Here is a 24,832-nt window from a genome sequence, read left to right on the forward strand (position 1 = left end):
AGCTCGCCAGCAGCCGAACGCATCAGCCTCGCTAATCACACCCTCATTTCGCCAACCAAGCACAGGCAGCTACAACGATTGCCTCTGCTCCCCGGTCAAGAGTGGGGTGGAGTTCAGGGATGAAAGCTGGGTTGTGGTTGCCAACAGCGCTGCTCTCATCCGCGAAGCCGCCGAGCCACTAAGAGCTGCCTACGTCGTCACAAAGAACTTCTGGTTTCGCTCGCCGCGGTAGGACTGGACGGTTGCAGTTGCGGCGATGATAGAGGCAACAATCAGCAGGCCAGCTGTAATCAAACCGAGCACCGATGAGTCTCCGGAGCGCACCTGGGAAATCGTTCCGACCAGAGTCATTGATGCATTAATGACAAAAACTGCCGCTGCCACGGACAGCACCGTGCGCGCTGCAGTCGATCCTTCAAGGAGTTTGCCAGCAAGCCACCAGCACGCAATCGCCGTTGCCGTCTGTGCGATAAGCGCAAACGCGAAGCTCACAGCCAAGCTGGTCTGAGCAGCAGAAATCTCGATGTCGTTGGCCTTTGCCGCTTCCGTAACAGTCGCATCCCATTTCAATAGGGAACTGACCACGGTGAGGAGTAGCGCCGGGACGTAAACATATACCGCCAGCCGCCACCACCTAAAGGACTGCGCCGCATGGAAAGGAACGTCTTTAGCCGAATTGACTGCCATAACTCCACACTCTAAACCACGCTGTCGCGGCGCGAAACGTCACTGCTAGGTTGCACTTATCGCTTGCCGACGAGCAGATAGTCGGCAACCGCCCAAAAGCTAACTTTTATACAGCGCTGGTGCGGTGCGGGTCGGTGAAGTCGACACCTTGGGTTTCCCACACGCGACGCAGTTCGTCAACGCCCTTAGCGCGAGCAAGGGCAAATTCGTTGGTTGTGGCCGGGACTGGCTGGAAGATCGTGACTTCGGTTTCCTCTACCACGACCGGCGGGATTTCTGCCTTGAGCAGCACAAAACCGGTGAAGCGCGATTGATCCCACAGTGGCTGGCCGAAGTCGATAAGTGCACCCTCGGTGAGGATGAGGCCTTCGATGCTTGGGGAAGCGGCAAGAATACCCAGCGGGCGGATGACTGCGTCCAGACCACCACGAATAGGCAAGATGAGCTCGGCACGCGGGCCAGAGTTGGTGTCCACCACCATTGCGGACGGATCTTGCATTGCCTCGGCACTGCAACCGAGTGTTGCGTAGGTGACAATCCGGCCTGTGTCAGGTCCGAAGCGCAGCATCTTCAGCGGAGCAGAGCCGAGGAAGGTCAGCTGGGCTTCGCCGGGGTTGGACTCTTCAAAGTAGGAGGTAAATGCTGCTCGGACGGCTTTGATAATCGCATTGCCATCAGGGCCGGCGGGAGGGATGGGGCCGGTTAAGTTATCGAACACGAACGGTACTCCTTTGTTGAGGTGGTAGTTCTAGGCTGCAGGCGAAAGCTCAACAGCATCAACCCACGTCGCTTCGAGGTTCAAAGTCTGCATCCACGCATCAATGTTGTCACCGTGTGCAGCGATTGCGGCGCGTGCAGTCAGCGTGGTCTCGATAGCGAATTCGGTGAGTTCATCGCTAATCAGTCCCTGAGTGTGGGCCGCGACGAGCTCATCGACATCTTCAACTCGAATCTGTGTGGCCGCATCGACAGGTAGGGGAGCTATGGCCTCAGGGGCGGTCGGTGCCTGCAGGATGTCGAGATACAAATCGGTCATACGCCAGCACTGCGGATCAGTCCGGTCGATGCTGACAATATCGACGTAGCGTTGGTGTTCCACCTTCACGCCCGGGCGGAAGTGATAAATGCTGATGCGCAACCCTTCGTCGGCAAGCAGGAATGACTCAAGATATCCAAACTTTGGATGATCCATCCCACGGCGCATATAGAGGCGGCTGGGTGTGAGAGTTCGGAACTCGTCGACTTTGCGCTGAAAGCCCTTGGGGTCGGTGTTGACCATTTCACGTAGGTCAAAGGTCTCGACTTTTGGAGGATGTGTGTCCTGACTCGAGCGAATTGGGGAGAGTGCAGGAGCTGCCGCGGTCGAAGCCGAAGTGGCCGGTGAAGTGGACATGCGAATACCTTAACGTGTGGGGGCTGCCTTTTTGGGCATAGAAAAGCCCTTTCTGCATACGTGATGCAAAAAGGGCTAGGGGAGAACTAGAAAAACTTAGTTCAGGCCGACCGGGAAGACACCGGCGGTCGGGGTGTAGCTGCAGTTGGTCGGACCAGGCTCTTCCTGAGTGGTGATACCGCCCTGCATGACAGCGATGACCAAGCCCTTGCCCGTGTCAGCGGTGCCGTTGACAGCGCCCGGGCCCTCCTCGGCGTTGATGCCATTGTTCTGCAGGGTGGTCTTGCCGTACTTGCCGTTGGCAACGTTGACCCAGTAGACGTTCATCTCGGTGTTCTGTTCCTTAGCCAGCTGCTTGGTGCCCAGGCCAGTGAAGACGAAGCCAAGCTGGTTCTCCGGAACGCCAGGCAGCGGCAGGTCAGCCGGACCCGGAACGGAGGTGGCCATACCGATGGAGCGGCTTTCGCCACCGATGCACTTGTCAGCCACGGTCGGCAGCAGGAACTGGTTGGTCTTCGGGGCGCCTTCCGGAACCTTGAAGCCCGGCTCGCCGTCGCCCTCGCCAGTCAGGAAGTCAATTCCCTTGTTCAGTGCGCTTGAAATTTCCTCAGGAACGCCTGGGGAGTTAATGATGTCGCGCGCGTTGCCGTAAAGATCCGGCGAAGCGATGTTCAGGGAGTCCAGCGAGGGGGAAGCAGAAGCGGCGGGAGTCATGCCCGCAGTGAGAATTGCAGCTGCACCCAAGGTCGCTGCGGCACGGCGCAGGAAGGAGCGTCCAGTCGAAACCACGGTGAAGTACCTCTCATTCGTGGGCTATTGGAGTCGGAATCAAAATTTCGGAATCGTTGCTCATCTTAGAACGACTCCAACGTGAATTGGAAAGATTTGAAAAAGAAATGTTCAGAATCTTCTCAGGAGATTAACGCACGGGTTCCCGCGTGTCGCAAGTCAACCAGAGTGGATAAAGGTGTAGAAAGAGATGATTGTGAAAATTGAGGCACACTGCATGCTTATGGGGTTAATGGCGTTTCGCAGCGTGTAGGCGGGTGAAGTCAAGTCTCATCCCGTGGGGTTACAACTATGGCATTTGGTCACATCTATCACATGGCGGGCTGAGAGATTGTCGTCGTGAAGCGTTGTGGTGTGGGTGGATATGCCGTTATGGCTGTCGGTAAAGCGGGGGTGGAGCAAGGGGGTAATTTATGCCTAGGGGCGGCGCGGCAGTGCCACTTTGCATGACGGATAGGTGCTCGGGGTTGCGGGAAGCTCTGCCAGATGTGCAGGTCCATTAAGAAGGAGTACACTGTAGAACGCTTTATTACGCGTTGATGCGGGGCGTTAAAGGCAGTCGTAAAGACAGTCCTTTAGGGCAAGGCCGTATCTTTTTCTTTTAGTCCTCTTAGCTTGTTAGGAGCTATCCGCCTGTGAGCGATACCGAGTTCCGTAATGTCGCCATTGTCGCGCACGTCGACCATGGCAAGACCACTCTCGTGAACGCCATGCTGGAGCAGTCCGGCGTTTTCAGCGACCACGAAGAAGTTGCAGACCGAGTGATGGACTCTGGTGACCTTGAAAAGGAAAAGGGCATCACCATCTTGGCGAAGAACACCGCTATTCGCCGAAAAGGTGAGGGCAAGAACGGCGAAGATCTCATTATCAACGTCATTGACACCCCTGGTCACGCCGACTTCGGTGGTGAGGTGGAGCGCGCACTGTCCATGGTTGACGGCGTCGTGCTGCTGATTGACTCTTCCGAAGGTCCGTTGCCACAGACTCGCTTCGTGCTGGGCAAGGCCCTGGCTGCGTCCATGCCGGTAATCATTGTGGTCAACAAGACCGACCGTCCAGATGCGCGTATCGACGAGGTTGTTGAGGAAGCCCAGGATCTGCTGCTAGAGCTAGCCTCCACCCTGGAAGACCCGGAAGCTGCTGAGGTCGCTGAGCGCAACCTTGAGCTGCCGGTTCTCTATGCTTCCGGTCGTGCCGGTAAGGCTTCGACGGAGAACCCGGGTAACGGCAACTTGCCGGAGTCTGAGAACCTGCAGCCGCTGTTCGACGTCATCACCGAGGTGCTCCCGGAGCCGTCCGCTGAGATTGATGCCCCGCTGCAGGCGCAGGTTACTAACCTGGACTCCAGCTCCTTCCTGGGTCGAATTGGCCTGATTCGTATTCACAAGGGTCGTATCCGCAAGGGACAGCAGATTTCGTGGATTCACTATGACTCTGATGGCAATGAGCACATCAAGAACGCGAAGGTCGCGGAGCTGTTGCGTACCGTCGGCGTGACCCGTGTTCCTGCTGAAGAGGCCATTGCAGGTGACATCGCTGCTATCTCCGGTATCGACGAGGTCATGATCGGAGACTCTCTCTGTGATGCTGAGCACCCGGATCCGCTGCCGCGCATTCTGGTCGATGAGCCGGCTATCTCCATGACGATCGGTGTGAACACCTCGCCACTGGCAGGCCAGGGTGGTGGCGATAAGCTGACCGCTCGTATGGTCAAGGCCCGCCTGGACCAGGAGCTGATTGGTAACGTCTCGCTGCGCGTGCTGCCGACCGAACGCCCGGATGCCTGGGAGGTGCAGGGCCGTGGTGAAATGGCGCTGTCCGTTCTGGTTGAAACTATGCGTCGTGAGGGCTTTGAGCTGACCGTCGGTAAGCCGCAGGTTGTTACCAAGACCGTCGATGGCAAGGTTCAGGAGCCGTACGAGCACCTGACCATCGATGTTCCAGAAGAGCACCTGGGTGCGGTCACCCAGCTGATGGCGGCTCGTAAGGGACGCATGGAACAGATGGGTAACCAGGGCACCGGTTGGGTGCGCATGGAGTTCCTGATTCCGTCCCGCGGTCTGATTGGCTTCCGCACCACTTTCATGACGGAGACCAAGGGCACCGGTATCGCCAACCACTACTCGGCAGGTTATGGCGAGTGGGCAGGCGAGATTAAGGACCGCCCGACTGGTTCGCTGGTGGCTGACCGTACTGGCCAGATCACCGCTTACGCGCTGATTCAGCTTTCTGACCGCGGTACTTTCTTCGTCGAGCCGGGTGACCAGGCCTATGAGGGCATGGTCGTTGGCCAGAATCCGCGTGATGAGGACATGGACATCAACATCACCAAGGAAAAGAAGCTGACGAATATGCGCGCAGCTTCGGCTGATGCGACCGTGACCCTGGAGAAGGCTCACAAGCTCTCCCTCGATGAGGCTATGGAGTTCTGTGGCGCTGACGAGTGTGTTGAGGTCACCCCGGAGGGCATTCGCGTACGCAAGCAGATCCTCAGCGCCACCGATCGCGCTCGCGCCCGTTCCCGCGCGAAGGCAATGAATAAGAAGTAATTCGGGTTACTAGAGGACTGGGCGACCTGGAAAACCAGTCTCGGGGTAACTGACTCGGCCAGGTGTCGAGTAATCTCGTGAATATGTTTATTCGCAGCCGTCGTCACGCAGCTTCTCGTCGATTTTTCGTAGCATCGACACTCTGCGTGACGGCGGCTTTGGCGTCCTCGTGCATGGCTCGCCCGTCCGACGCTCCGACTGTGCCCGGGCAGCAGGAAGTGCCGGTACAGCAGGAAGACACCGCTGACCAGGCTAAAAAGATGCGTGAAGTCACGGTCGGTGTCGACGAGTTTGTCGAAGGCTTCAATCCGCATTTGCTTGCCGACGTCTCCCCAGTGACCAGCCTGGTAGCGCGACTGACACTGCCCAGTGTTTTCACCCCCGCGCCAGTTGAGGGCGAGGCTGGTGACGCTACTGCCTCCGCGCAAGCTCCCGGAGTGGTGGATAACGCTGCCAATGCCCGTTTGGCAGGTGCTCCCCAGTGGCTGCTCAACTCCGATTTATTGGATTCCGTGCAGGTCATAAGGAATGATGACAGCAAAGACGGCGACACCAGTAATGGAGCTGGAAGCTGGAAAGCAGCCGATGTTGACATCACGGATCCGACGGTAGCGGCAGAGCATGTCCGCTACCGCATTCGAAAGGGGGCGCAGTGGAGCGATGGCACGCCGATTAGCGGCGAGGACTTCCGCTATCTGCATTCCCAAGTCACGTCCACTCCAGGATCGTTGGATACAGCGACCTATGAGCTGATTAAATCCATTGATGTCTCTGACGGGGGCCGTCAGATCGACGTGACGTTCACTCAGCCGATTACGCATTGGCAGCGACTGTTTGCGCATCTCTTGCCTGCGCATCTGATGCGGTCGAACACTGATGGTTTTTCCGAAGGGCTGGCCAGTCGTTTCCCAGCTTCCGGTGGGCAGTACACCGTCGAGTCGATGGATGTCGGCCGCAACATCATTCGACTGGTTCGAAATGACCGCTACTGGGGTGAGCAGCCAGCGGCCTCGGAGATTATTACGCTGCGTGCCATGCGTAGTGCCATCGATGGTGCGGAGCAACTGCGTTCGAAGCAGATCCAGGCTGTGCAGGTCCGTCCTACGGAGACATCTGAGCTGACGTATGGTCTGGTCCCCGGTGTTGCTGAGTTTTTCCATGAGCCAAACCGGGAACTGGTTTTCAGTACCAATCTCGCGTCGAATAGGCTTGCCGACGAGTCCGTCCGCCGGGCCATTCTGAGCAGCATCAACGTTGCAGAGGTCTCAGAGGTGGCCACCGGCCGCCGAATTGCGGGTGGTTCTGGTGACGGTGGTGACCAGGAGCGATCCGAGACACCACAGGCTGGTTTTACTGAGGACAATCCGCTACGAATTGGCATCATTAGCGACGGTATAGCGGCACGCGCTGCGGCTTTTGCGGTCGCTGACCAGTTGACTGCAGCTGGTATCCCCGCCACCGTTGTTTCGTATTCTCCGGCGGACATGCTGCGGTCTTCGTTGCCCTACGGAACTGTCGATGCTGTGGTGGCATGGGCAGAGCAGCCCAATTCTGTCCAGGCGGCCCGGGAACGCTATGTGTGTACGGAAGGCTCGGTCAGTTCGCTGCCGCCGAAGGACCTGGACGAAGCGGGCGCAGAGTCGGCTGCTGAGTCTGAGTCCGAGTCTGATTCTGAGCGCGTCGACAGTTCGACAAAGCCTGCGCCAAGTGGAGATCGGGAAAAGAGTGCTGAAGAGCAGGGCTCGTTGGACGGGACAACACCATCTGAGCAGTCCAAATCTTCTACCTCAGCGGAGCCGGCTGACCTAAATGGAGTACCAGTTGCTCCGAAATCGGCTGCTCGGAGCGAGAATCTCTCCGGCCTTTGTGACCCACAGATTGATGAGCTGCTCGCTCCCGACAGTTCTGCGTTGCCCGCTGAACTCGCCGATATCATTGCTGGCCACAGTATCGAGCTGACCTTGGTGAAAGACGGCTTGCTGACGGTGGTCAGCCCGGAAATTACAATTACCGAGAGGAGGGACTCTTCGCAGTGGACCGATGACCCAGTGTTGGGCCGCCTCGGTGTTCTGGGCGAGGTTCGCCGTGTCTCGACACAGAGTGGGGCTCGAGAATCGTCTGAGAATTCTCAGCCGAGAGATAATCCGCGCGAAGATACAGAGCAGGACGGTTCGGGTCAGAACCAAGATGGCCGCGATAACGTCGACCAGGAGAACAAGGGGAAGTAAGAAAGTCCGTGAAGTTACTTTTTGTTCACGCACATCCAGATGACGAGTCCATTTGGACAGGTGGTTTGATTGCGGCTGCCGCGCGGTCCGGAGCGTCGGTAAGCGTAGTGACCTGCACGATGGGCGAGCTGGGAGAGGTCATCGGCGCGCCGTACCAGGGGCTAGTTGCTGATGAAGCCGACCAGTTGGGCGGTTTCCGCGTCGCCGAGTTGCGCTCGGCGCTGCGTGCGTTAGGCGCCAACGGTCCTGATAACGCGCCGCGGTTCCTCGGCGGCGCTGGACGTTGGCGTGATTCCGGGATGGCCGGTGACAAGGGCAATGAGCATCCGCGTGCCTTCGTGAACTCAGGTGATGAGGCGGTCGCCCAGCTTCGCACCATCCTCGATGAGCTGCAGCCAGACCTGGTCATTACCTACGATGCCGATGGTGGCTATGGGCATCCGGACCACATTCGCGCGCACGATATCACTGTCGCGGCGTGCGGAAATCGCTTTCCGACGCTGTGGGCGGTCACCGATCGTGAGGCAATGGCGGCGGGGCTGGATGCCATTACCGTGGTACCGGAGAGCTGGCAGTCGTGCGATGTCGACGACTTCGCCACTGTGACTGGCCATTTCGAGGTTCAGCTGGATGACGCCGCTGTGGCTGCCAAGGTTGAGGCCATGCGTGCGCATGCGACGCAGGTGTGGTTCGCCGATGGTTCCGTCAGCGAGGTCAATCCGGATGCTGTCTATGGGCAGACCGATGGCTCTGGTCGTGCGCGAGCCGTCTGGGCGTTTTCCAATTTGCTGTGTCAGCCGGTGACGCCGACTGAGGCATACCGTTTTGGTACGGCGACCGCTGCGTCTATGGAAGCGCTAGGGGAGCTGGTGAATATCCAATTACTGTCGGAGCCGGTAGCGAGCGTCGACTCGGTACCGGGCGTGGATCTGGCGGCGGAGGGGAGTGCGGACGATGAGTGACCTTCAACCTCACGAAAGCGAAGACTTGATTAACGCTGCTGGCGGAAAGTTGAAAAACGAGCGCTTGAGTATTGAAAAGCGCACGTTTGGAGATGAGCGCTATTGGGGCGACCCGGAACGTTCGCAGCCACGTGAGAACTTCCATCAGGGTGAAGTCACGGTAGCGCTGGTCTGGCTGTCGCTGGCTGCGCTGGCAGCGCTGGTGATTGAGGTAGTTTTCCTCGGAGCGTGGATTACCATCGGCTCGGTTGCTATTCCGTTGCCGTGGACTATTCCGTTGGCCTATATTGCCAATCTGGTTATCACCAATACAGCGTTGCTGTGGACTCGTGATCGCTCTAAAGCTGCGATTCCGACTGTCATTTGGGTGCTGGGCTTTGCAGGCATTTTGCTGTGGGCAGTGCTGCCCTTCGGTGGTGATTTGGCAATGGGGCAGTGGTTGCGAACAGTTCTGCTGCTTGTTTGTGGTGTGCTGGGCGGTGCCTGGCCACTGCGCCACCTGCGGGCGCTCTAGCTGATATGGCAGCTGATCCCGCAGGAAGCGGCTCAGGACTTGATGCAGGGCAGCCCTGCATCAATATGTCTATTTCTGGAGCTAGTTGAAAACAACACCTACGTTGGGTGTAGACTCCAATCTGAATATACCGCTCTGTCTATTTTTGCTCTGCTTCTCGTCGAAACGGCATAATCGACAGATAGCGAAAGCCTCAGCCCATATCTTGTGAGAAAGGTTCTTAAACCTAAAACCATGACTTACATCATTGCCCAGCCATGTGTTGATGTCCTCGACCGAGCCTGCGTCGAAGAGTGCCCGGTTGACTGCATTTATGAGGGCAAGCGCATGCTCTACATTCACCCTGATGAGTGCGTGGACTGCGGCGCCTGTGAGCCGGTCTGCCCAGTCGAGGCCATCTTCTACGAAGACGATGTGCCGGATGAGTGGATTGAATACATCGATGCCAACGTCGACTGGTTCGATGAGCTGGGTTCCCCGGGCGGCGCTGCCAAGCTCGGCCCGCAGGACTTCGACGTGCCATTCGTGGCAGCTCTGCCGCCGCAGGCAGAAGACTAAATCCACAGAGGATTAAAACCATTTCCTTTTCCCGGTAAGGACTTCATCACCGCTCATGTCAGCTGCCCGCAAGCGTGTAACTCCCGGTTCTCTTCTGCCTCAGTTTCCGTGGGATTCTCTCACGCAGGCGAAAGCCACTGCGGCTGCGTATCCCGAGGGCATGGTGAATCTCTCGGTTGGTACACCGGTCGATGAAGTCGCTCAGATTATCCGGCAGAGCCTTTCCGAAGGCGCTGCGGAACCGGGTTACCCACAGACCGTCGGCACGCCTGAGTTACGCGCGGCGATTGTTGCAGCGATGGCGCGCCGTTACGGCGTGACGGGACTGGAGTCAGCGGTCAACGGCGGCAATGTGCTTCCAGTCATCGGCACCAAGGAAGCGATTGGCTGGCTTCCCTTCCTCCTTGGCGTAGGTGCGGGGCATACCGTCGTCATTCCGGAACTGGCATATCCCACGTACGAGGTCGGCGTACGCATTGCGGGCGCTGAGCTGCTGCGTGCGGACTCGCTGACACAAATCGGCCCCGCCTCGCCGACACTGATGTTCATCAATTCCCCGGGCAACCCCAACGGCAAGGTCCTCGGTGTTGAACACCTGCGCAAGGTGGTTGAGTGGGCTCGTGCTCGGGACGTCATCGTCGCCTCCGACGAGTGCTACCTGGGGCTCGGTTGGACTGAACAGCCAGTCAGTATTCTCAACCCGCGAGTGTGCGACGGTGATTTCACCAACCTGCTGGCTATCCACTCACTGTCCAAGACGTCGAATATGGCGTCGTACCGCACCGGCTGGTTCGCCGGCGATGCGGATCTCATCGCGGAGCTGATTTCCGTGCGCCGTCACATGGGACTGATGATGCCGGGGCCCATCCAGCACGCCACAATCGCCGCGCTTAACGACGACTCCCACGAGGCCGAACAGAAGCAGCGCTACTGTAATCGCCGCGAGGTTCTGCACAATGCACTGGTAGCCGCAGGTTTTCGTGTCGATGACTCCGAGGGCGGGCTCTATCTGTGGGCTACTCGCAGGGAAGACTGCTGGCAGACGGTTGATTGGCTGGCCGAACGCGGCATCCTGGTCGCGCCGGGTAGCTTCTACGGCCCCAGGGGTGCGCAGCACGTGCGGGTGGGGCTCACAGCGACGCTCAACGATATCGAAGTGGCCGCGGCGCGCATTCGCGGCTAGCCCGGCCAGATGTGCTGGCCCGAGTAGGCCGAATGCTGCAAACAGTGCCGACATCGGCATAGACCAAATCATAAAAAGGGAGTGTGCCGTGGGACGTGCCGCAGGCAATCGAGATGCTTGGTGGGGACTTGAGAAGAACCGTCAGACAGCGCAAGTCGATGCCGCCGCTCACGAGCGCGAGGAGTACATCCCCTTTGAGCCGGCAATTGTGGCCGACACTGATGAGTTTTTGGTCGTAGACAAGCCACCTTTTCTGCCAGCGACCCCCAATGGCCGCATTGTGGCCAATACCGTGCAGGAGCGCCTGCGACGTAGTCTCGGGGAATCGGAGATTGTGGCCGTTCACCGTCTGGACCTGCTGACCAGCGGGCTGCTGTTGCTCTCTCGGAATCCGGCTACCCGTGCGCGCTACCAGCAGCTTTTCCAAAACCAGGAAATCACCAAAGAATACGAATGCCTCACCGTGATGCCCGATGATTGGCATGCGGGAGAAAGCAGGGAAGTCACACTCCTGCTCGACCCCAACCCGGCAGAGCGCGGAGTAAAAGTTGTGGAGACCAATGATCCCGCACGCGCCGCTGCGAAGAATCCCAAGCTCAAGCTCGCACACACAACAGTGACCTTCCTAGGCCCGGTAGCAGCGGATATCGGCGATGTGCTGGCGAGCACCCGTGGCGGTGGTGCGACCAGCGCCAGCATTTCGCTGCATGCAGTCGGCTGTGGTTGCGGGCATTGCGGCAGCCGCATGCAGATGGGGCACTGGCGGCTACAGCCCCATACGGGCCGCACACATCAGCTGCGGGCGACGATGGACCGGCTAGGCTATCCCATTCTCGGTGAGGACACCTATGGCCGAGAGGTTGGGACGCAGGGGCCGTCGGCAAGCGCGGGCAACGCGCCAAAGTACACGCCGCAGTTGCGCCTGACGGCGACCGCATTGACGTTCATCGACCCCGTCACTGGTGAGCGACGTGCCTACCGGAGCGCGCGGAATATTTCGGCCCCGGCAGACGTGCCGACCGCCTTTAGTTAGCGTGCAGATCGGCGCTGAGCTTCACCTTTTCGGCAGCCCACGGCACAACCTCGACTGCACCAGAGAGTGAATTGCGGCGGAAGAGCATATTCGATCCGCCCGAAAGCTCGCGGGCCTTGAGCGTCTTCTTCACGCCGTCCAGGGCAACGTGACACTTTGTGCCGGCGGTGATGTAGAGCCCGGCTTCCAGTACGCAGTCATCGCCGAGCGAGATGCCGAGTCCAGCGTTCGCACCGAGTAGGCATCGCTTGCCGACGGACACAACTTCCTTACCTCCGCCGGATAGTGTGCCCATGATGGACGCTCCGCCGCCGATATCGGAGCCGTCGTCGACGATGACGCCCTGGGAGATACGACCTTCCACCATGGAGTGTCCAAGCGTGCCTGCGTTGAAGTTGACGAAGCCCTCGTGCATGACTGTGGTGCCCTCTGCGAGGTGGGCTCCAAGGCGCACGCGGTCGGCGTCACCGATGCGGACTCCGGTGGGAGTGACGTAGTCGACCATGCGAGGGAATTTATCGATGGAGTAGACGGTGACAGGCCCGCGGCGTGACAACTTGGCTCGGGTCACCTCGAAGCCTTCGACAGCACAGGGGCCAAAATTGGTCCACACCACATTGTTGAGCTTGCCGAAGATGCCGTCCAGGTTGATGCTGTTGGGCACAACCAAGCGATGGGAGAGCAGATGGAGGCGCAGGTAGGCGTCGATGGTGTCGACTGGCGCGTTATCGAGTGAAGCGATGGTAGCTGTGACCAGACGGCGTGTGGTACCGCGGTCCGCATCGGCTACGGTCAGGTCTGCGAGGTAGGTGAAATCTTCGGGGAGCGCGTCGGTGTCGATGGTTCCGGTCGTGGTGGAGGTTGCCGTGCCCTCTTCGATGAGCTTGGGGGCGGGGAACCAGACGTCGAGAACAGTATCGTTGTTAAAAGTGGCAATGCCGGTAGCTTGTGCTCCAAATTTCATGGAAAACAGGCTACCGGCATATCCCTATCTATGAAAAGTGTTCCGCAAATGTGTAGCAAGGAAGTGTTCGGATAGGGGTAGCAGGGTGGTTAGACCCTGCAATTAGTTGTCATGGGCTAGTTGCTATCGCTGGACTCGAAGGCCTCGCGGGCCGCGGTGCGGCTCTTCTTAGTCAGCGCGGCAAGCACCGCGAGGAATGCAGTGACACACACTACGGCGATAACCTGCTGGCGAGCACCAGGATCGGTGAGCATGCCAACAGCGAGGCCCAGGATCAGGATGACCGCTACCCAGGACAGTGCTGGGTAGGCCCACATGCGAACGGAAAGCTCGTTGTTGGCCTCCATCTGCGGGCGCAGCTTAATCTCGGACAGGGCAATGACCAGCCAGATCACCAGCAAGCAGCCGCCGACAGCGTTCAGCAGGAAGACCAGGACACTCGAGCCGTCGAAGACAACCTGCAGGCCAACGGAGACGAAGGCGAAGACCATCGACATGATGACCGCACGGTTCGGAACTGCGTGCTCATTGGTGTGGGCGAAGAAACGCGGAGCCTCACCGCGGGTGGACATGGAGTAGACCAGGCGAGAGGTGGCGTAGATCTGAGCGTTGAACGCGGACAGCAGCGCCAGAACGATAATGGCCTCCATGAAGCCAACGGCACCTGGAATGTTCGCCTGCTTCAAAACCTGGGTGAACGGCGACTCAGCTGCGGAGTCAGCGCCGTCAATCTGGGAGTACGGCAGCAGCAGGATGATGACGGTCACGCAGCCCAGGTAGAACACAGAGATGCGGAAGATCACTGAGCGGACAGCAGCAGCGATGGAGCGCTGCGGATTCTCGGCCTCAGCAGCGGCAATCGTGACAATCTCGATACCGCCGAAGGCGAAGGCCACAGCCAACAGACCAGCGGCAATGCCGGACACGCCGTTCGGGAGGAATCCGGATTCGGCAATATGCGTCGTACCGACGAAGCTGGTGCCTGGCAGCAGACCGAAGAAAAGAAGAACGCCAATGACCAAGAACGCGATAATCACCGCGACCTTGATGAACGCGAACCAGAACTCAAACTCGCCGAAACCGCGCACATTCGCCAAATTCACTACAGCGAAGAAGACAACACAGATCAGGCCTGGAATCCAGCCTGGAATACCGAACCACGCACCCATGATGGCACCGGCGCCGGTGATTTCAGCGCCGAGCACCATGATGAGCATGAACCAGTAGAGCCAGCCGAGGACAAAGCCAGCCGAAGAACCAAAGGCCATCTCAGCATAGGTGGAGAAGCTACCCGGTGTCGGGCGGGCAGCAGCCATCTCGCCGAGCATCTGCATGACGAGGACGACAATGAAGCCAGCGATGACATAGGAAATCAGAACACCCGGGCCAGCTGCCTTAATGCCGACGCCCGTACCAAGGAAAAGACCGGCACCGATTGCGGAGCCAAGACCCATCATGGTCAGGTGTCGAACCTGCAGCCCCTTGCCCAGCTGAGTTGTCTCGCCGGAGGTGGAGGTAATTTGCGATTCGGTCATGTCGCAAACATTACCTCGCTGATAACAGGGGCAATAACCGTATTACGGGTTTACCCCCATTCACCGTTTCGGGGCCAATTAATGTGCCTTCAAGACCCCAAAGTAGGTTATCCGGCCAGCTCATCCGGCACGTCGGCAAGCTGAGCGAAAGCAGCGGCACCTTCGTCGTTGCCCGAGCGTTCCGTGCGGCGGACGCACACCGCCGAGTGGTCCGGGTGATGGTAGAAGTGCATATTGTCGCGGCCCGAGATTTCCCATGCCTGAATACGGTGGTTCTCTTCGGGGACATCGATGGGCGTATCGGGGGCAATGAGGATGCTTCGGTCAATAATGCAGTCATTACCGAGGCTGACGCCGACGGTGCCGGCCGCGATATCGATGTGGCAGCGCTCGCCAACCGTGAGCGGCTTACGCTGACCGGAATCGTCGTGAGCGGCAATGATGGAGGCCGACAGCCCCACCTTCGTGTGCGCGCCAATGACGACGCCGGAGGATAGACGTCCCTCAATCTTGCACGGCCCCAGAGTGCCTGAGTTCAGTGAGACAAATCCCTCGCGCAGTACGGACGTACCCGGTGCTAGATAAGCGCCCAACCGCACGCGCTCGGCCTCTGCAATGCGGACACCGGCGGGCAGCACATAGTCGACCATGCGCGGCATACGGTCGATGGCGTAGACGTGAATCAGGCCGCGGACGCGCAAGTGGGTACGCAGTTGCTCGAAGTTGTCCGGCAGGCATGGCCCCTTGTTGGTCCACGCCACTACATGGAGCAGCTCGTAGAGGCCCTTGGTGTTGAGCTGGTGCGGCTTGACCAGGCGGTGAGAGAGCAGATGCAGGCGCAGGTAGGCATCGTGCGGGTCGACAGCAGGCTTGGACAAATCCTCAATGGACGTGCGCACTGCCACCTGCTCCACGCGGCGGTCCTCGTCCAAAATCACTTGGCGCAGCAGTTGTGGGGTCAGGTCTGCGGCGCCGAGGCGATGGGTGGTTGATTCTACGACCTCATCGCTTAACTGAGGTGCGGGAAACCAAGTATCAAGAACTGTACCGTCCATTGCGATATTGGCGATTCCCGTAGCGACAGCACCAGATGTAATCATGATTCTTAATATTAGTATCCCTTAGAGGAATCTTCGCGGAAGGATGAACTATGCCCCTAGCTGGCCTTGAAAGCACACAGAAAATGAAGCAGTGGTTCTTAGTTAGCCTCATCATTGCTGTCAGTGTGCTCGGACTCGGCTTCGTCCTGGCCCTGCCGGTGGTCTTCTATGTCGGATTCGCACTGCTGAGTGCTTGGATTCTCGCCGTAGCCAGCTTCTTTGGTTTCGTTTTGCCGCCGCGAGCAATGCCAATTGGCGCAGTCGGTGTGGTGATTGCCGCAGTGGTTGCGCTCATCGCGCCGAACCGTCTGGTGCTGGTCATCGCAGTTGCCATCGCAGTGGGGCTCGGTGGTGGCATGATCGCCCGTCTTCTGCTGGAGCGCAAGAACCGCGATCAGCAGGCACGCATCGACGCTCTGCCGATGTGGGAGCGCGATGAGCTGGGCGATGTCGCCGAAACGCTTCGTCCTGCTTATCGACGAGACATCGATCCCACTCCAGTGCAGCTGCCACATGCAACGGCCAAGATTGTCGCGGCCGTCTGCAAGCCGTTGGCCGGTTCTACAGTGATTGTCAGCACGAATGAGCTGCGTCCGGTGATTGCGGTCTATGGCTCCCGTGTGGCTGTGGTCTATGGACCCGGCGCGGGCGTTGTCGAGGAAGAAAGCGGCAACGGAGAGGTGACCGATAATGCGGGGGAGGAGCGGGCGCTGGGGTCGTCGGCAAGCGAAACTCCGGAGGAAATCATTGCCCAAACTCTCCCGGAAGGAGCGAAAACCCTGGTCTTTGAGGTGGCTGATGGGCTTAAGCGTCCGGCGGAGGGGAGAATTGGTGTGACCTCCGCCGAACCGCATGAGCTGGCGCTGTTCCTCGGCGGTGGCACGCCTGCCAATGGGGATGCGATCAATGGTCGTGCGGCGCATATTCATCACAAAATTCTGGTTTCGCTGGCGCACAATGGTTTGTACGCTTAATTGATGTGAAATCGAAGTTAAATCTGCTCCAAGATCCTGTCGACCTCACGGCGGCACTGGTCGACATCGAATCGGTGTCCCACAATGAGACCGCGATTGCGGATGCCGTCGAGGTGGCATTGCGTGAGGTAGCGCAGGCAGATAAGTCGATTGAGGTCCTGCGCATCGATAACAACGTGATTGCACGGACTCATCGTGGATTGCCGCAGCGTGTGATTCTGGCCGGGCACCTGGATACGGTGCCGACTGCGGACAATGTGCCTTCGACGCGTGGGGTAGACGCGCAGGGGAGAGACACGCTCTTTGGCTGCGGAACTGTGGATATGAAAAGCGGGGACGCGGTCTATCTGCATGCTTTTGCGACGCTAGCGGCAAGCCAGGAGCTGCAGCGCGACCTGACGCTCATCATGTACGAATGCGAAGAAATCGCCGCGGAGTTCAACGGGTTGCGGCACTTGAGTGAGTCGCATCCGGAGCTTCTGACTGGCGATGTCGCTCTGCTGGGCGAGCCCAGCGGCAATGTCATCGAAGCCGGTTGCCAGGGCTCTATTCGCCTGCGTTTGACCGCTCACGGCACACGTGCGCACTCGGCTAGGGCGTGGCTCGGCGACAATGCCGTGCACAAGTTAGCGCCGGTGCTGTCGAGGATTGCCGCCTATGAGCCGCAGACTGTGGACATGGACGGGTTGGCCTATCGCGAAGGGCTCAACGTCGTCTGGCTGGAGGCCGGGGTTGCTACCAATACGCTTCCCGACGAGGCGGTGCTGCGAGTCAACTTCCGATTCGCGCCCAACCGCAGCGCCGATGAGGCCATGGCGCACTTCCGAGAGGTGCTGGGACTCGACGAGTTCGCGCCCGAGGACCTCACCGTCGATGTCGAGGATGTGAGCCCTGGGGCGCTGCCTGGACTGCATGCGGCGGCTGCGAAGGAGTTGGTTGCGGTCGCAGGCGACGTCGTAAAGCCCAAGTTTGGGTGGACCGATGTGGCGCGTTTTTCGGCGCTCGGCATTCCTGCGGTGAACTTTGGCCCGGGTGACCCGGCGTACTGCCACAAGAAGGATGAGCAGATTCCGGTCGAGTGCATAACGGCACTGTGGGAGGATGTGCGGCGGTACTTGACCACCGCGCCGGTGGCTGAGTGAGCCTAGAATCACACCCCGCCCTCGCCGAGCGGGTGCGCGTATGTCATTGCTGGCATACATTGTGAGGTTATGAAACCTGTACGTACTCCGTCCCCAGCTAAGCGCCGTGCACTCCGCGGCCCAATCGCGATTCGACAGGCGGGCGAACCGCAGGCGTCTACGACCGACCGCAGGCTGTTGTCACACAATCCGAACACGGACTGGCTGCACAACGATACCTGGCGTGTGCTGCGCATTCAGTCGGAGTTCGTTGACGGCTTTGGTGCGTTGGCGGAAATCCCGCCGGCGGTGACGGTATATGGTTCGGCACGTCTGCCAGAGGACAGCCCTTACTACCAGTGGGGCTTCGACCTGGGCAAGGCGCTGGCGGAGGCGGGTTACGCGACCATCACTGGTGGCGGCCCGGGCATCATGGAAGCCGCCAACCGCGGCTGCTACGACGCCGACGGCCTGTCCATTGGGTTGGGCATTGAGCTGCCGCACGAGCAGCACTTGAATGACTGGGTCGACCTGGGCATGAACTTCCGCTACTTCTTCGTGCGTAAGACCATGTTCCTGAAGTACTCGCAGGCGTTTATTTGCCTGCCGGGTGGTTTCGGCACGCTCGATGAACTCTTTGAGTCACTGGTGATGGTGCAGACCGAGAAGGTGGAAAATCACCCAATCGTGCTGCTCGGCACTGAGTTCTGGTCGGGGCTGGTTGATTGGATGCGCGAGAAACTGGTGGCCATGGAGCTAATCTCTCCGACTGATATGGACCTCTTCCTGGTCACCGACTCCATTGAAGAAGCAGTCGAGTACATCGAGGCCGCGCACGAAAAGCTGTTGGAAGAGTGTCAGCCGACCTCTGACGTTTCCGAAAAGCTCCGCCGAGTCCGTCGCTTCAGCGAAAGGTAGGACGCTGTGCGGAGCTTTTATCAGGACTCCGCGGTGCCGACGGTGATGGCCATCGTCAATCGCACCCCGGATTCCTTCTATGACCGTGGCGAGACGGCTGCGGAGGAGGCTGCGCTTGCTCGCGTCGACGAAGTTGTTGCGGCAGGCGCGGGCATTGTCGACATCGGCGGCGTCAAGGCCGGTATCGGTGCAGAAGTAACTGTTGCCGAGGAAATCGCGCGCGTGGTGCCGACCATCGCGAAGGTCCGCGAGCGCTATCCTGACCTGCACATTAGCGTCGACACCTGGCGCGCCGAAGTCGGAGCGGCCGCCATCAACGCTGGCGCCAACCTCATTAACGACACTTGGGCGGGCCATGACCCGGAGCTGCTGGAAGTCGCGGGTTCCCTCGGGATGGGTTACGTCTGCTCGCACACCGGTGGGGCTCTGCCACGCACCAATCCGATTCGCGTGCGTTACGACGACATCGTGGACGATGTCATCTCAGAAACCGGCAAACTCGCCCAGAGGGCAGTGGACGCTGGCGTGCCGGAGGACCGCATCCTCATCGATCCCACCCACGACTTTGGCAAGAACACCTACCACGGCCTCGAACTTCTGCGGCGCTGCAATGAGCTCGTGGCTTCAGGCTGGCCGGTGCTGATGGCGCTGTCGAATAAGGACTTCGTCGGTGAGACTCTGGACCGCCCGGTCGAGCAACGTGTGCCCGGCACCTTGGCCGCGACTGCCCATGCGGCAGCTGCCGGCGTTGCGGTGTTTCGTTCGCATCAGGTGTCCGAAACCCTTGATGTCTGTCGCATGACTCTGGCTATTTCTGGTGATTTTGCACCACTGCATCCGGTGCGTGGGCTGGTGTAAGGGGCGTAGTTTGAGGCGCTTCACCCATGCCGCTGCGTGAAACAAAAGACTATGATGAAGAGAAGTAGTCGAAATGCCGACCGGGATTCTAAACCGGGATTTTAAACCGGGGTCTTAGACCGAGGTCTTGAACCGGGATTGTCAATCTCCCAGCTACCACAGCTGAGCTGGGGTAGCTGGTCGTCTCCTGCATCGACATTGTCTTAGAACGAAGGAGTTCACATGGCAGCAATGAAGCCGCGTACCGGTGATGGTCCGCTGGAGGCAGTTAAAGAGGGCAAGAAGATTGTGATGCGCGTCCCCGCAGATGGTGGTGGGCGCCTGGTGGTGGAACTCTCTCCAGAGGAGGCCAAGGAGCTCGGCGCAGAGCTCGTAGCAGTAGTGGAGTAGCGGGGTAGCGGCCGGGCTTGTCCGGTTTTGCCCCAGGGGCGACCTACACAAGTGGTGTAGGTCGCCTTTTTCTTTTCAGGTGACAACGGCTCGAATGCGGGTTTACAAACAAAAAGTACGGGCTGCACATGTGAAACTGTGCGAGTTTATGACACTTTGAAGCCGTTTTTCGGACCATTTTTGTCATAAATGCAGTCAGTAACTCGCATTGGAGTTACTTGGCTGAGCTCGACACGGGCTAAGATAGTGAAAATTATTTTTCTAGCTCAGTTTGAGGAGTGACCGACGTGCTAGCTGACATCATTGATGTGCTTGCTGACCCCATCGATGGCACTGATTTGAAGTTTGGTGATGCCGAACGAATGACTCTGAAGTCCGAATCCGGACATAGCTATGATGTCGCCCGCCAGGGTTACGTTACGCTCGCCGGTGGGGCTGGTCTGCGCTACACCGGCGATGACGCCAAGATGATTACCGCTCGAGAGGAGTTCCTCTCTGGTGGCCACTATGCTCCATTCGTTGAGGCAGTTACAGGCAACGTCCAGGACGTGCTTGACGACGCCAATGTGTCCGAGGCCGCCAGCCCAGTCATCTGCGAAGTCGGTGCGGGCACTGGTTACTACCTCGCACACACGCTGGACAGTATTCCCAATTCCCGTGGCGTAGGCATTGACGTGTCCGTGCCGGCCGCTAAGCACCTGGCCAAGAGTCACCCGCGGCTCGGTGCGGTCGTGGCCGATGCGTGGGCGCGTTTGCCGCTGCGTGATGGCTCCATCGATGCGCTTACGGTTGTCTTCGCACCTCGCAACGCGGAGGAGTTCGCTCGCGTGCTCAAGCCGGGCGGCCAGGTCGTGGTTCTGACTGCCACTACTGGTCACCTGGGCGAGCTTCGTGAGCCGCTGGGCATCATCGATGTCGAGCGCGGCAAGGTCGAGCGCATGATTTCCCAGGCAGAGGGGCACCTCGTGCCTGTTGGTGACCCGGAGCTGGTGGAGTTCGGTATGAACCTCAACCAGAGTGCAATTGCCGCTCAGATCGGTATGAGCCCGTCGGCACGCCATATCCACCCAGAGGTGCTGCAGGAACGTATTGCAGCGCTACCTGCAGAGATGCACGTCACCGCCCGTGCCTATGTCACCCGTCTGGGGCGCCCGGGCGACTAGCGCCTACTCCTTGACCTCGGTTTTGTGAATCTGTTCATCCAGGTCATCCGGATCCAGATCAGCATCCGAGAATTCCGCCGTTAGCGGAAGGCGAAGTTGCAGGTCGGTGCCCGGGCACAACTCGATAGTGCCCGAGCGCAGCTTAAAGTCCAGCACATGCCCGCCGCCGGTGCCGCCTTCCGCGAGGAAGTGCACGTGACAGCCGGGCACCGAAATTCCCTTCTCATAGACCGGCGTGCGGAAGCCCGCAATCGTGCCCCGCAGGTTCTCAAAATCAACCGAGGCGTCTTCTTCCGTCGCATCAACCATCCTCTGGTACGGCTTTTCCTGCTTTACGACGGTTCGAGTCTTCACCCACTCAAATTCGCCGGTAATCCGCAGTGCGTACATAAAGTTTTGGCTCGGCACCAGGGAATCGATGATGGGGCTAATTTCCTTGCGAGTCAGGTTTTCCGGCGCATCCATCACCGTGTGCGGGACGAAGTTGGTCACCACCGTGTAGGGGCTGCGCTGATCCATGGTGGCCCGGGTTGCGGAGCCGTCGTGACGCACCTGCCAGCAGACCCCGTCGAGGATTACCATTTCGCCATCGAGGCCGTCGAAGGTACCGATGCCGAAGTTTCCATGACCAAGGATTTCGCCAATGGTCATCTCGCCGTCGTAGATGCCATCGAGCAGTGCGGACATCAGTGAGTTTTGGAAAATTGTGTGTCGGACCGTTGGAAAATTCTCGTGAGTGGTCATGGAAGCCATTATATTCGCGATATTTGTAGCCCAAGCTGGGGCGGGTCGTCTGTTGGATGTCCGATCGGCTTGTGGGTAAGGAAATCGTGGCAAGAAAAACGCCCTGCGGAAAAATCCACAGGGCGCGATTTGGTGAATCGAGCGGTTGGTTCTACTTCGGCTGGATGGTGACTGTCACTTGGTCAGCAGTGGAGACGATATGAACGGTCTGGCCATCGGCAGCGACTGTGGCGTGGCCGCCTTCGACATTCACTGTGAACCCATTCGGGAAGTTGATCGAGGGCACAACGAGCTCGCTGGTGGAACCAGGTGCGAAAGATCCGGTGCCATCGACGCGGCTATTGTTCCAGCTGGCCTCGTAGACTCGGGTGTCGCGGTTCCAGTCAGTAGCCTGCGGGGTGCCCGCGACTGCCCGCAGGTGTGGAGCGGCGAGGATGGTCATCTTGTCGCGGTTGAAGGCATCGGCACCTACAGGTCCTGGAACAGTCGGGTCGAAGACCATGCCCTGTTCCTTCTGGTTCTGCGTCGTCGGGTCGTTGCATCCGCAGTAGGACCAGTACTGCCAGCCGACCATGTGGCGGCGGGCAAGCGAAATTACGCCATTGAGGGTATCGGCATCGTCGGTGGCGCCGAACTCGGAAAGCAGTGTGGCCGAGCCGTTACCGGATGAGACGATTTCCGCATTGTCGAAGACGCGGCCATCGAAGAAGTCGCAACCCGTGTAGGTGTTGAACAGGGCGTTAGTGGTGCAGTAGACATGCCAGCTGAGGGCCGTACCTGCGGTTTCAGGAACCTGTGGGGCGGCCGGATCGGTGTTCAATCCAGTGTTCCACATGGAGTAGGGCTCGTAGTGGACAATTGCGTCTGCATCCTTGGCGACGATCTGATCTGCAGCCTTCTGGTGCAGTTCATCGAGCTTTGCCTTAGCCGGACCGCAGTCGCCCAGAGCTAGGTAGCACAGTGGGTATGCCGAACCTGGCCACGGTTCATTTATGATGTCGTAGCCCATCAGTCCCGGCATGTCGCCAAGGCGTTCTGCGACATGGCCCCACATGGCTGCGTAACGCTCCTGCAGCCCAACGCCGCCTGGCCCTTCGCGGTTATTCAGGAAGTTGTCATATGCCCTAATGAGGCCGATATTGAGGGCCTGGTTAGTTGGGAAGCCAACCTTCAGAAGGCTGGGAACGCCGTCGTCAATGACAGCCCAATCCGGGGCAAATTCGCCCTCGAACTTTTCGTTGTACATATCCTGGTGGGCATCAACCAAGACCGCGATTCCACGCTCAGTGAGCATGGAAATGGTGCGGGCAATGGAATCCAGGTATTCGTCGTCGTACTCGCCGGGCTCTGGCTCTACTGCTTTCCAAATAATGCCGACTCGCATGGAGTCGAAGCCCTGCTGCACGAGCCAGTCAGCGTCGCCCTCGTTAAAGCCTCCGGCCTCGGGGGTGTAGGGATCGTGCTTGTAGACGATGTTCGACCCCTGAGTGAGGAAAGCTCGGCCATCACCGTCGGTAAACCAGCGGCCGGACTGTCCCAGGGGACCACGCTCGGTGATGGTAGCGGTACTAGGGGATGGTGCTACTTCTGTAGCGAGCGCCTGCTGCGGTACTGCACCCGCTAGCGCTATGGCAATGGCGGCACCAACTGCTGCCACCTTCTTAGTGAATCTCATACTCAATATGCTATTGACCAGTAATGATAAATTCATCCAAAACTCAAATTAGGTTCAGAAAAGTGGGCAAACGCATAAGTGAATGTCCTGAACGGGGTTAGTAAAAAGGCTAAAAAGGCCCACCGCTTCCTCTTTGGAAGCGATGGGCCTTATGAGGACACACCGTCCACCACGCAGTCGTGGCGTCTCGCAGACAGCCTGTTACATCAAAGACTTATAGACGTCGACGGTCTGCTTAGCGATGTTCTCCCAGCTAAACACTTCCTCAGCGCGCTTCTTACCCGCCTGGCCAACCTTGGCAGCGCGGTCACGGTCGGCGACCATGTTGTTGACAGCGGCAGCGATGCCTCGTTCGAAGTCCTCCGGATCGGACTCGTCGTAGTGAACTAAAGTGCCGGTTTCACCATCGACGACAACCTCCGGAATACCGCCGACATCAGAGGCGACAACGGCGGTACCACAGGCCATAGCCTCGAGATTAACGATGCCCAGCGGCTCGTAGATCGACGGGCAGACGAAGGAATCCGCAGCCGTCAGGATCTCCTGGATCTTCTCCTTCGGCAGCATATCCTGCACCCAGAAAATGCCATCGCGCTTCTCCTGGAGATCGTGAACGAGCTGCTCAGTCTCCTTCGCGATTTCCGGGGTGTCCGGAGCGCCGGCGCACAGAACGAGCTGCACACCGTCGTCGAAAAGCGATGCGGCCTTGACCAGGTGAGCGACACCCTTCTGACGGGTGATGCGGCCGACGAACGCAACCATCGGACGAGACGGGTCAACGCCGAGCTCCTCCAGGACAGACCAGCCGTTCTGTTCCTTGGACTCTTCCCATGTCGGGCGCGGGTACCACAGCTCGGTGTCGATACCGTTCAGGACAACGTGGACCTTGTCGGGGGAGATACGCGGGTAGGCATCCAGGATGGCGTCCTTCATGCGCGCGGAGACAGCAATGACAGCGTCTGCGTACTCCATAGCATTGCGCTCGGACCAGCTGGAAACGTCGTAACCGCTGCCGAGCTGCTCGCGCTTCCACGGGCGGTGCGGTTCCAGTGAGTGCGCGGTTGCTACATGCGGAATGCCCTTGAGCAGACCAGTGAGGTGGCCGCCCAGGCCTGAGTACCAGGTGTGAGAGTGGACGACATCGATGTCGGTTGCGGCGGCGGCATTGGCCATGCGCAACCCCGTGGACAGCGTCTTAATCGAGGCGTTGGCATCCTTCAGCTCCGGGTCAACGCCGTGGACATATACATCCGCCTCATCGCGAGGAGCACCCATGCAGTGCACATCGACGTCAACGCCGTCGAGGCCGCGCATGAAACGAGTCAGTTCAGTTACGTGAACACCTGCTCCGCCGTAAATCTCCGGAGGGTATTCCTTGGTCATCATGGCAACACGCATAGTTCCAGCGTAACCAGATTTGACAATTTCCGTCGCTTGGTATGCCTGGGTGTGGGTAGTGGGGAGGGGAGGCTGGCAGCGAGGAACGTAAAACGC

General features: G+C 59.0%; 23 protein-coding genes and 1 pseudogene. 13 read left to right on the forward strand and 11 right to left on the reverse strand.

Annotated elements, in window-relative coordinates; all coding sequences use genetic code 11:
* Positions 1-43 precede the first annotated feature (43 nt).
* The 5 genes and pseudogenes from HMPREF2847_RS11755 to HMPREF2847_RS04795 form a co-directional block, all read right to left on the reverse strand.
* A pseudogene (locus HMPREF2847_RS11755) lies at positions 44-175 on the reverse strand (amidohydrolase); the annotation flags it as partial.
* A gap of 14 nt (positions 176-189) precedes the next feature.
* Positions 190-687: a hypothetical protein gene (locus HMPREF2847_RS04780; protein WP_070851687.1), complete on the reverse strand. Its 498-nt coding sequence runs from the start codon at positions 685-687 to the stop codon at positions 190-192.
* Between the two features lie 106 nt (positions 688-793).
* Complete coding sequence (locus HMPREF2847_RS04785; RefSeq protein WP_070851688.1) at positions 794-1,405, reverse strand: suppressor of fused domain protein; 612 nt, start codon at positions 1,403-1,405, stop codon at positions 794-796.
* Positions 1,406-1,435: 30 nt separating this feature from the next.
* Entirely contained in the window at positions 1,436-2,080 is a 645-nt protein-coding gene (locus tag HMPREF2847_RS04790; RefSeq protein ID WP_070851689.1) for a ribonuclease FAU-1 family protein, read from the reverse strand.
* Positions 2,081-2,176: 96 nt separating this feature from the next.
* The gene (locus HMPREF2847_RS04795; protein WP_038628314.1) at positions 2,177-2,869 is read right to left on the reverse strand and encodes an Rv1157c family protein; all 693 of its coding nucleotides are present in this window, start codon (positions 2,867-2,869) and stop codon (positions 2,177-2,179) included.
* Positions 2,870-3,504: 635 nt separating this feature from the next.
* Between HMPREF2847_RS04795 and typA the strand changes: the two genes are divergently transcribed.
* The 7 genes from typA (at position 3,505) to HMPREF2847_RS04830 (ending at position 11,896) form a co-directional block, all read left to right on the forward strand.
* Positions 3,505-5,418 (forward strand): translational GTPase TypA, encoded by a 1,914-nt coding sequence (gene typA, locus HMPREF2847_RS04800; protein ID WP_070851690.1) that lies wholly within the window; start codon positions 3,505-3,507, stop codon positions 5,416-5,418.
* Between the two features lie 83 nt (positions 5,419-5,501).
* On the forward strand, positions 5,502-7,646 hold the full coding sequence (locus tag HMPREF2847_RS04805) for an ABC transporter family substrate-binding protein (RefSeq protein WP_070851711.1): 2,145 nt from the start codon (positions 5,502-5,504) through the stop codon (positions 7,644-7,646).
* Positions 7,647-7,654: 8 nt separating this feature from the next.
* Positions 7,655-8,608: an N-acetyl-1-D-myo-inositol-2-amino-2-deoxy-alpha-D-glucopyranoside deacetylase gene (gene mshB / locus HMPREF2847_RS04810; protein ID WP_070851691.1), complete on the forward strand. Its 954-nt coding sequence runs from the start codon at positions 7,655-7,657 to the stop codon at positions 8,606-8,608.
* A complete protein-coding gene (locus HMPREF2847_RS04815) occupies positions 8,601-9,122 on the forward strand; it encodes a hypothetical protein (RefSeq protein ID WP_070851692.1) in 522 nt (173 codons plus the stop codon). Before mshB ends, HMPREF2847_RS04815 begins: the two co-directional genes overlap by 8 nt.
* A gap of 234 nt (positions 9,123-9,356) precedes the next feature.
* Entirely contained in the window at positions 9,357-9,680 is a 324-nt protein-coding gene (fdxA, locus tag HMPREF2847_RS04820) for a ferredoxin (protein ID WP_048761072.1), read from the forward strand.
* Between the two features lie 55 nt (positions 9,681-9,735).
* Entirely contained in the window at positions 9,736-10,863 is a 1,128-nt protein-coding gene (gene dapC / locus HMPREF2847_RS04825; RefSeq protein ID WP_070851693.1) for a succinyldiaminopimelate transaminase, read from the forward strand.
* Between the two features lie 88 nt (positions 10,864-10,951).
* Entirely contained in the window at positions 10,952-11,896 is a 945-nt protein-coding gene (locus tag HMPREF2847_RS04830; protein WP_070851694.1) for a pseudouridine synthase, read from the forward strand.
* Here HMPREF2847_RS04830 and dapD read toward each other — a convergent pair.
* From dapD to HMPREF2847_RS04845, 3 genes are all read right to left on the reverse strand, one after another.
* Entirely contained in the window at positions 11,889-12,860 is a 972-nt protein-coding gene (gene dapD, locus HMPREF2847_RS04835) for a 2,3,4,5-tetrahydropyridine-2,6-dicarboxylate N-succinyltransferase (RefSeq protein WP_070851695.1), read from the reverse strand. The genes HMPREF2847_RS04830 and dapD overlap by 8 nt on opposite strands.
* Positions 12,861-12,976: 116 nt before the next feature.
* The gene (locus HMPREF2847_RS04840; RefSeq protein WP_070851696.1) at positions 12,977-14,395 is read right to left on the reverse strand and encodes an amino acid permease; all 1,419 of its coding nucleotides are present in this window, start codon (positions 14,393-14,395) and stop codon (positions 12,977-12,979) included.
* A gap of 107 nt (positions 14,396-14,502) precedes the next feature.
* Positions 14,503-15,495, reverse strand: coding sequence for a 2,3,4,5-tetrahydropyridine-2,6-dicarboxylate N-succinyltransferase (locus tag HMPREF2847_RS04845; RefSeq protein WP_070851697.1), 993 nt, complete (start codon positions 15,493-15,495; stop codon positions 14,503-14,505).
* An 83-nt stretch (positions 15,496-15,578) separates the two neighbouring features.
* Here HMPREF2847_RS04845 and HMPREF2847_RS04850 point away from each other — a divergent pair, with 83 nt between their 5' ends.
* From HMPREF2847_RS04850 to HMPREF2847_RS04875, 6 genes are all read left to right on the forward strand, one after another.
* Complete coding sequence (locus tag HMPREF2847_RS04850) at positions 15,579-16,469, forward strand: hypothetical protein (protein WP_246821946.1); 891 nt, start codon at positions 15,579-15,581, stop codon at positions 16,467-16,469.
* A gap of 5 nt (positions 16,470-16,474) precedes the next feature.
* Positions 16,475-17,611, forward strand: coding sequence for a succinyl-diaminopimelate desuccinylase (gene dapE, locus HMPREF2847_RS04855; protein WP_070851699.1), 1,137 nt, complete (start codon positions 16,475-16,477; stop codon positions 17,609-17,611).
* A 69-nt stretch (positions 17,612-17,680) separates the two neighbouring features.
* The gene (locus tag HMPREF2847_RS04860; protein ID WP_070851700.1) at positions 17,681-18,508 is read left to right on the forward strand and encodes an LOG family protein; all 828 of its coding nucleotides are present in this window, start codon (positions 17,681-17,683) and stop codon (positions 18,506-18,508) included.
* Between the two features lie 45 nt (positions 18,509-18,553).
* Complete coding sequence (gene folP / locus HMPREF2847_RS04865; protein WP_070851701.1) at positions 18,554-19,366, forward strand: dihydropteroate synthase; 813 nt, start codon at positions 18,554-18,556, stop codon at positions 19,364-19,366.
* 222 nt (positions 19,367-19,588) lie between these two features.
* A complete protein-coding gene (locus HMPREF2847_RS04870; RefSeq protein ID WP_005509573.1) occupies positions 19,589-19,756 on the forward strand; it encodes a DUF3117 domain-containing protein in 168 nt (55 codons plus the stop codon).
* 287 nt (positions 19,757-20,043) lie between these two features.
* On the forward strand, positions 20,044-20,919 hold the full coding sequence (locus tag HMPREF2847_RS04875; RefSeq protein WP_038629489.1) for a methyltransferase domain-containing protein: 876 nt from the start codon (positions 20,044-20,046) through the stop codon (positions 20,917-20,919).
* A gap of 3 nt (positions 20,920-20,922) precedes the next feature.
* Here HMPREF2847_RS04875 and budA read toward each other — a convergent pair whose 3' ends face one another.
* From budA to glgA, 3 genes are all read right to left on the reverse strand, one after another.
* The gene (budA, locus tag HMPREF2847_RS04880; protein ID WP_083321897.1) at positions 20,923-21,672 is read right to left on the reverse strand and encodes an acetolactate decarboxylase; all 750 of its coding nucleotides are present in this window, start codon (positions 21,670-21,672) and stop codon (positions 20,923-20,925) included.
* A 142-nt stretch (positions 21,673-21,814) separates the two neighbouring features.
* On the reverse strand, positions 21,815-23,338 hold the full coding sequence (locus HMPREF2847_RS04885; protein WP_070851702.1) for a glycoside hydrolase family 5 protein: 1,524 nt from the start codon (positions 23,336-23,338) through the stop codon (positions 21,815-21,817).
* A gap of 201 nt (positions 23,339-23,539) precedes the next feature.
* Positions 23,540-24,736, reverse strand: a complete 1,197-nt coding sequence (glgA, locus tag HMPREF2847_RS04890; RefSeq protein ID WP_070851703.1) for a glycogen synthase — start codon at positions 24,734-24,736, stop codon at positions 23,540-23,542.
* Positions 24,737-24,832 lie beyond the last annotated feature (96 nt).

The sequence above is a fragment of the Corynebacterium sp. HMSC074C03 genome (assembly GCF_001838285.1).
Classification (GTDB): domain Bacteria; phylum Actinomycetota; class Actinomycetes; order Mycobacteriales; family Mycobacteriaceae; genus Corynebacterium; species Corynebacterium amycolatum.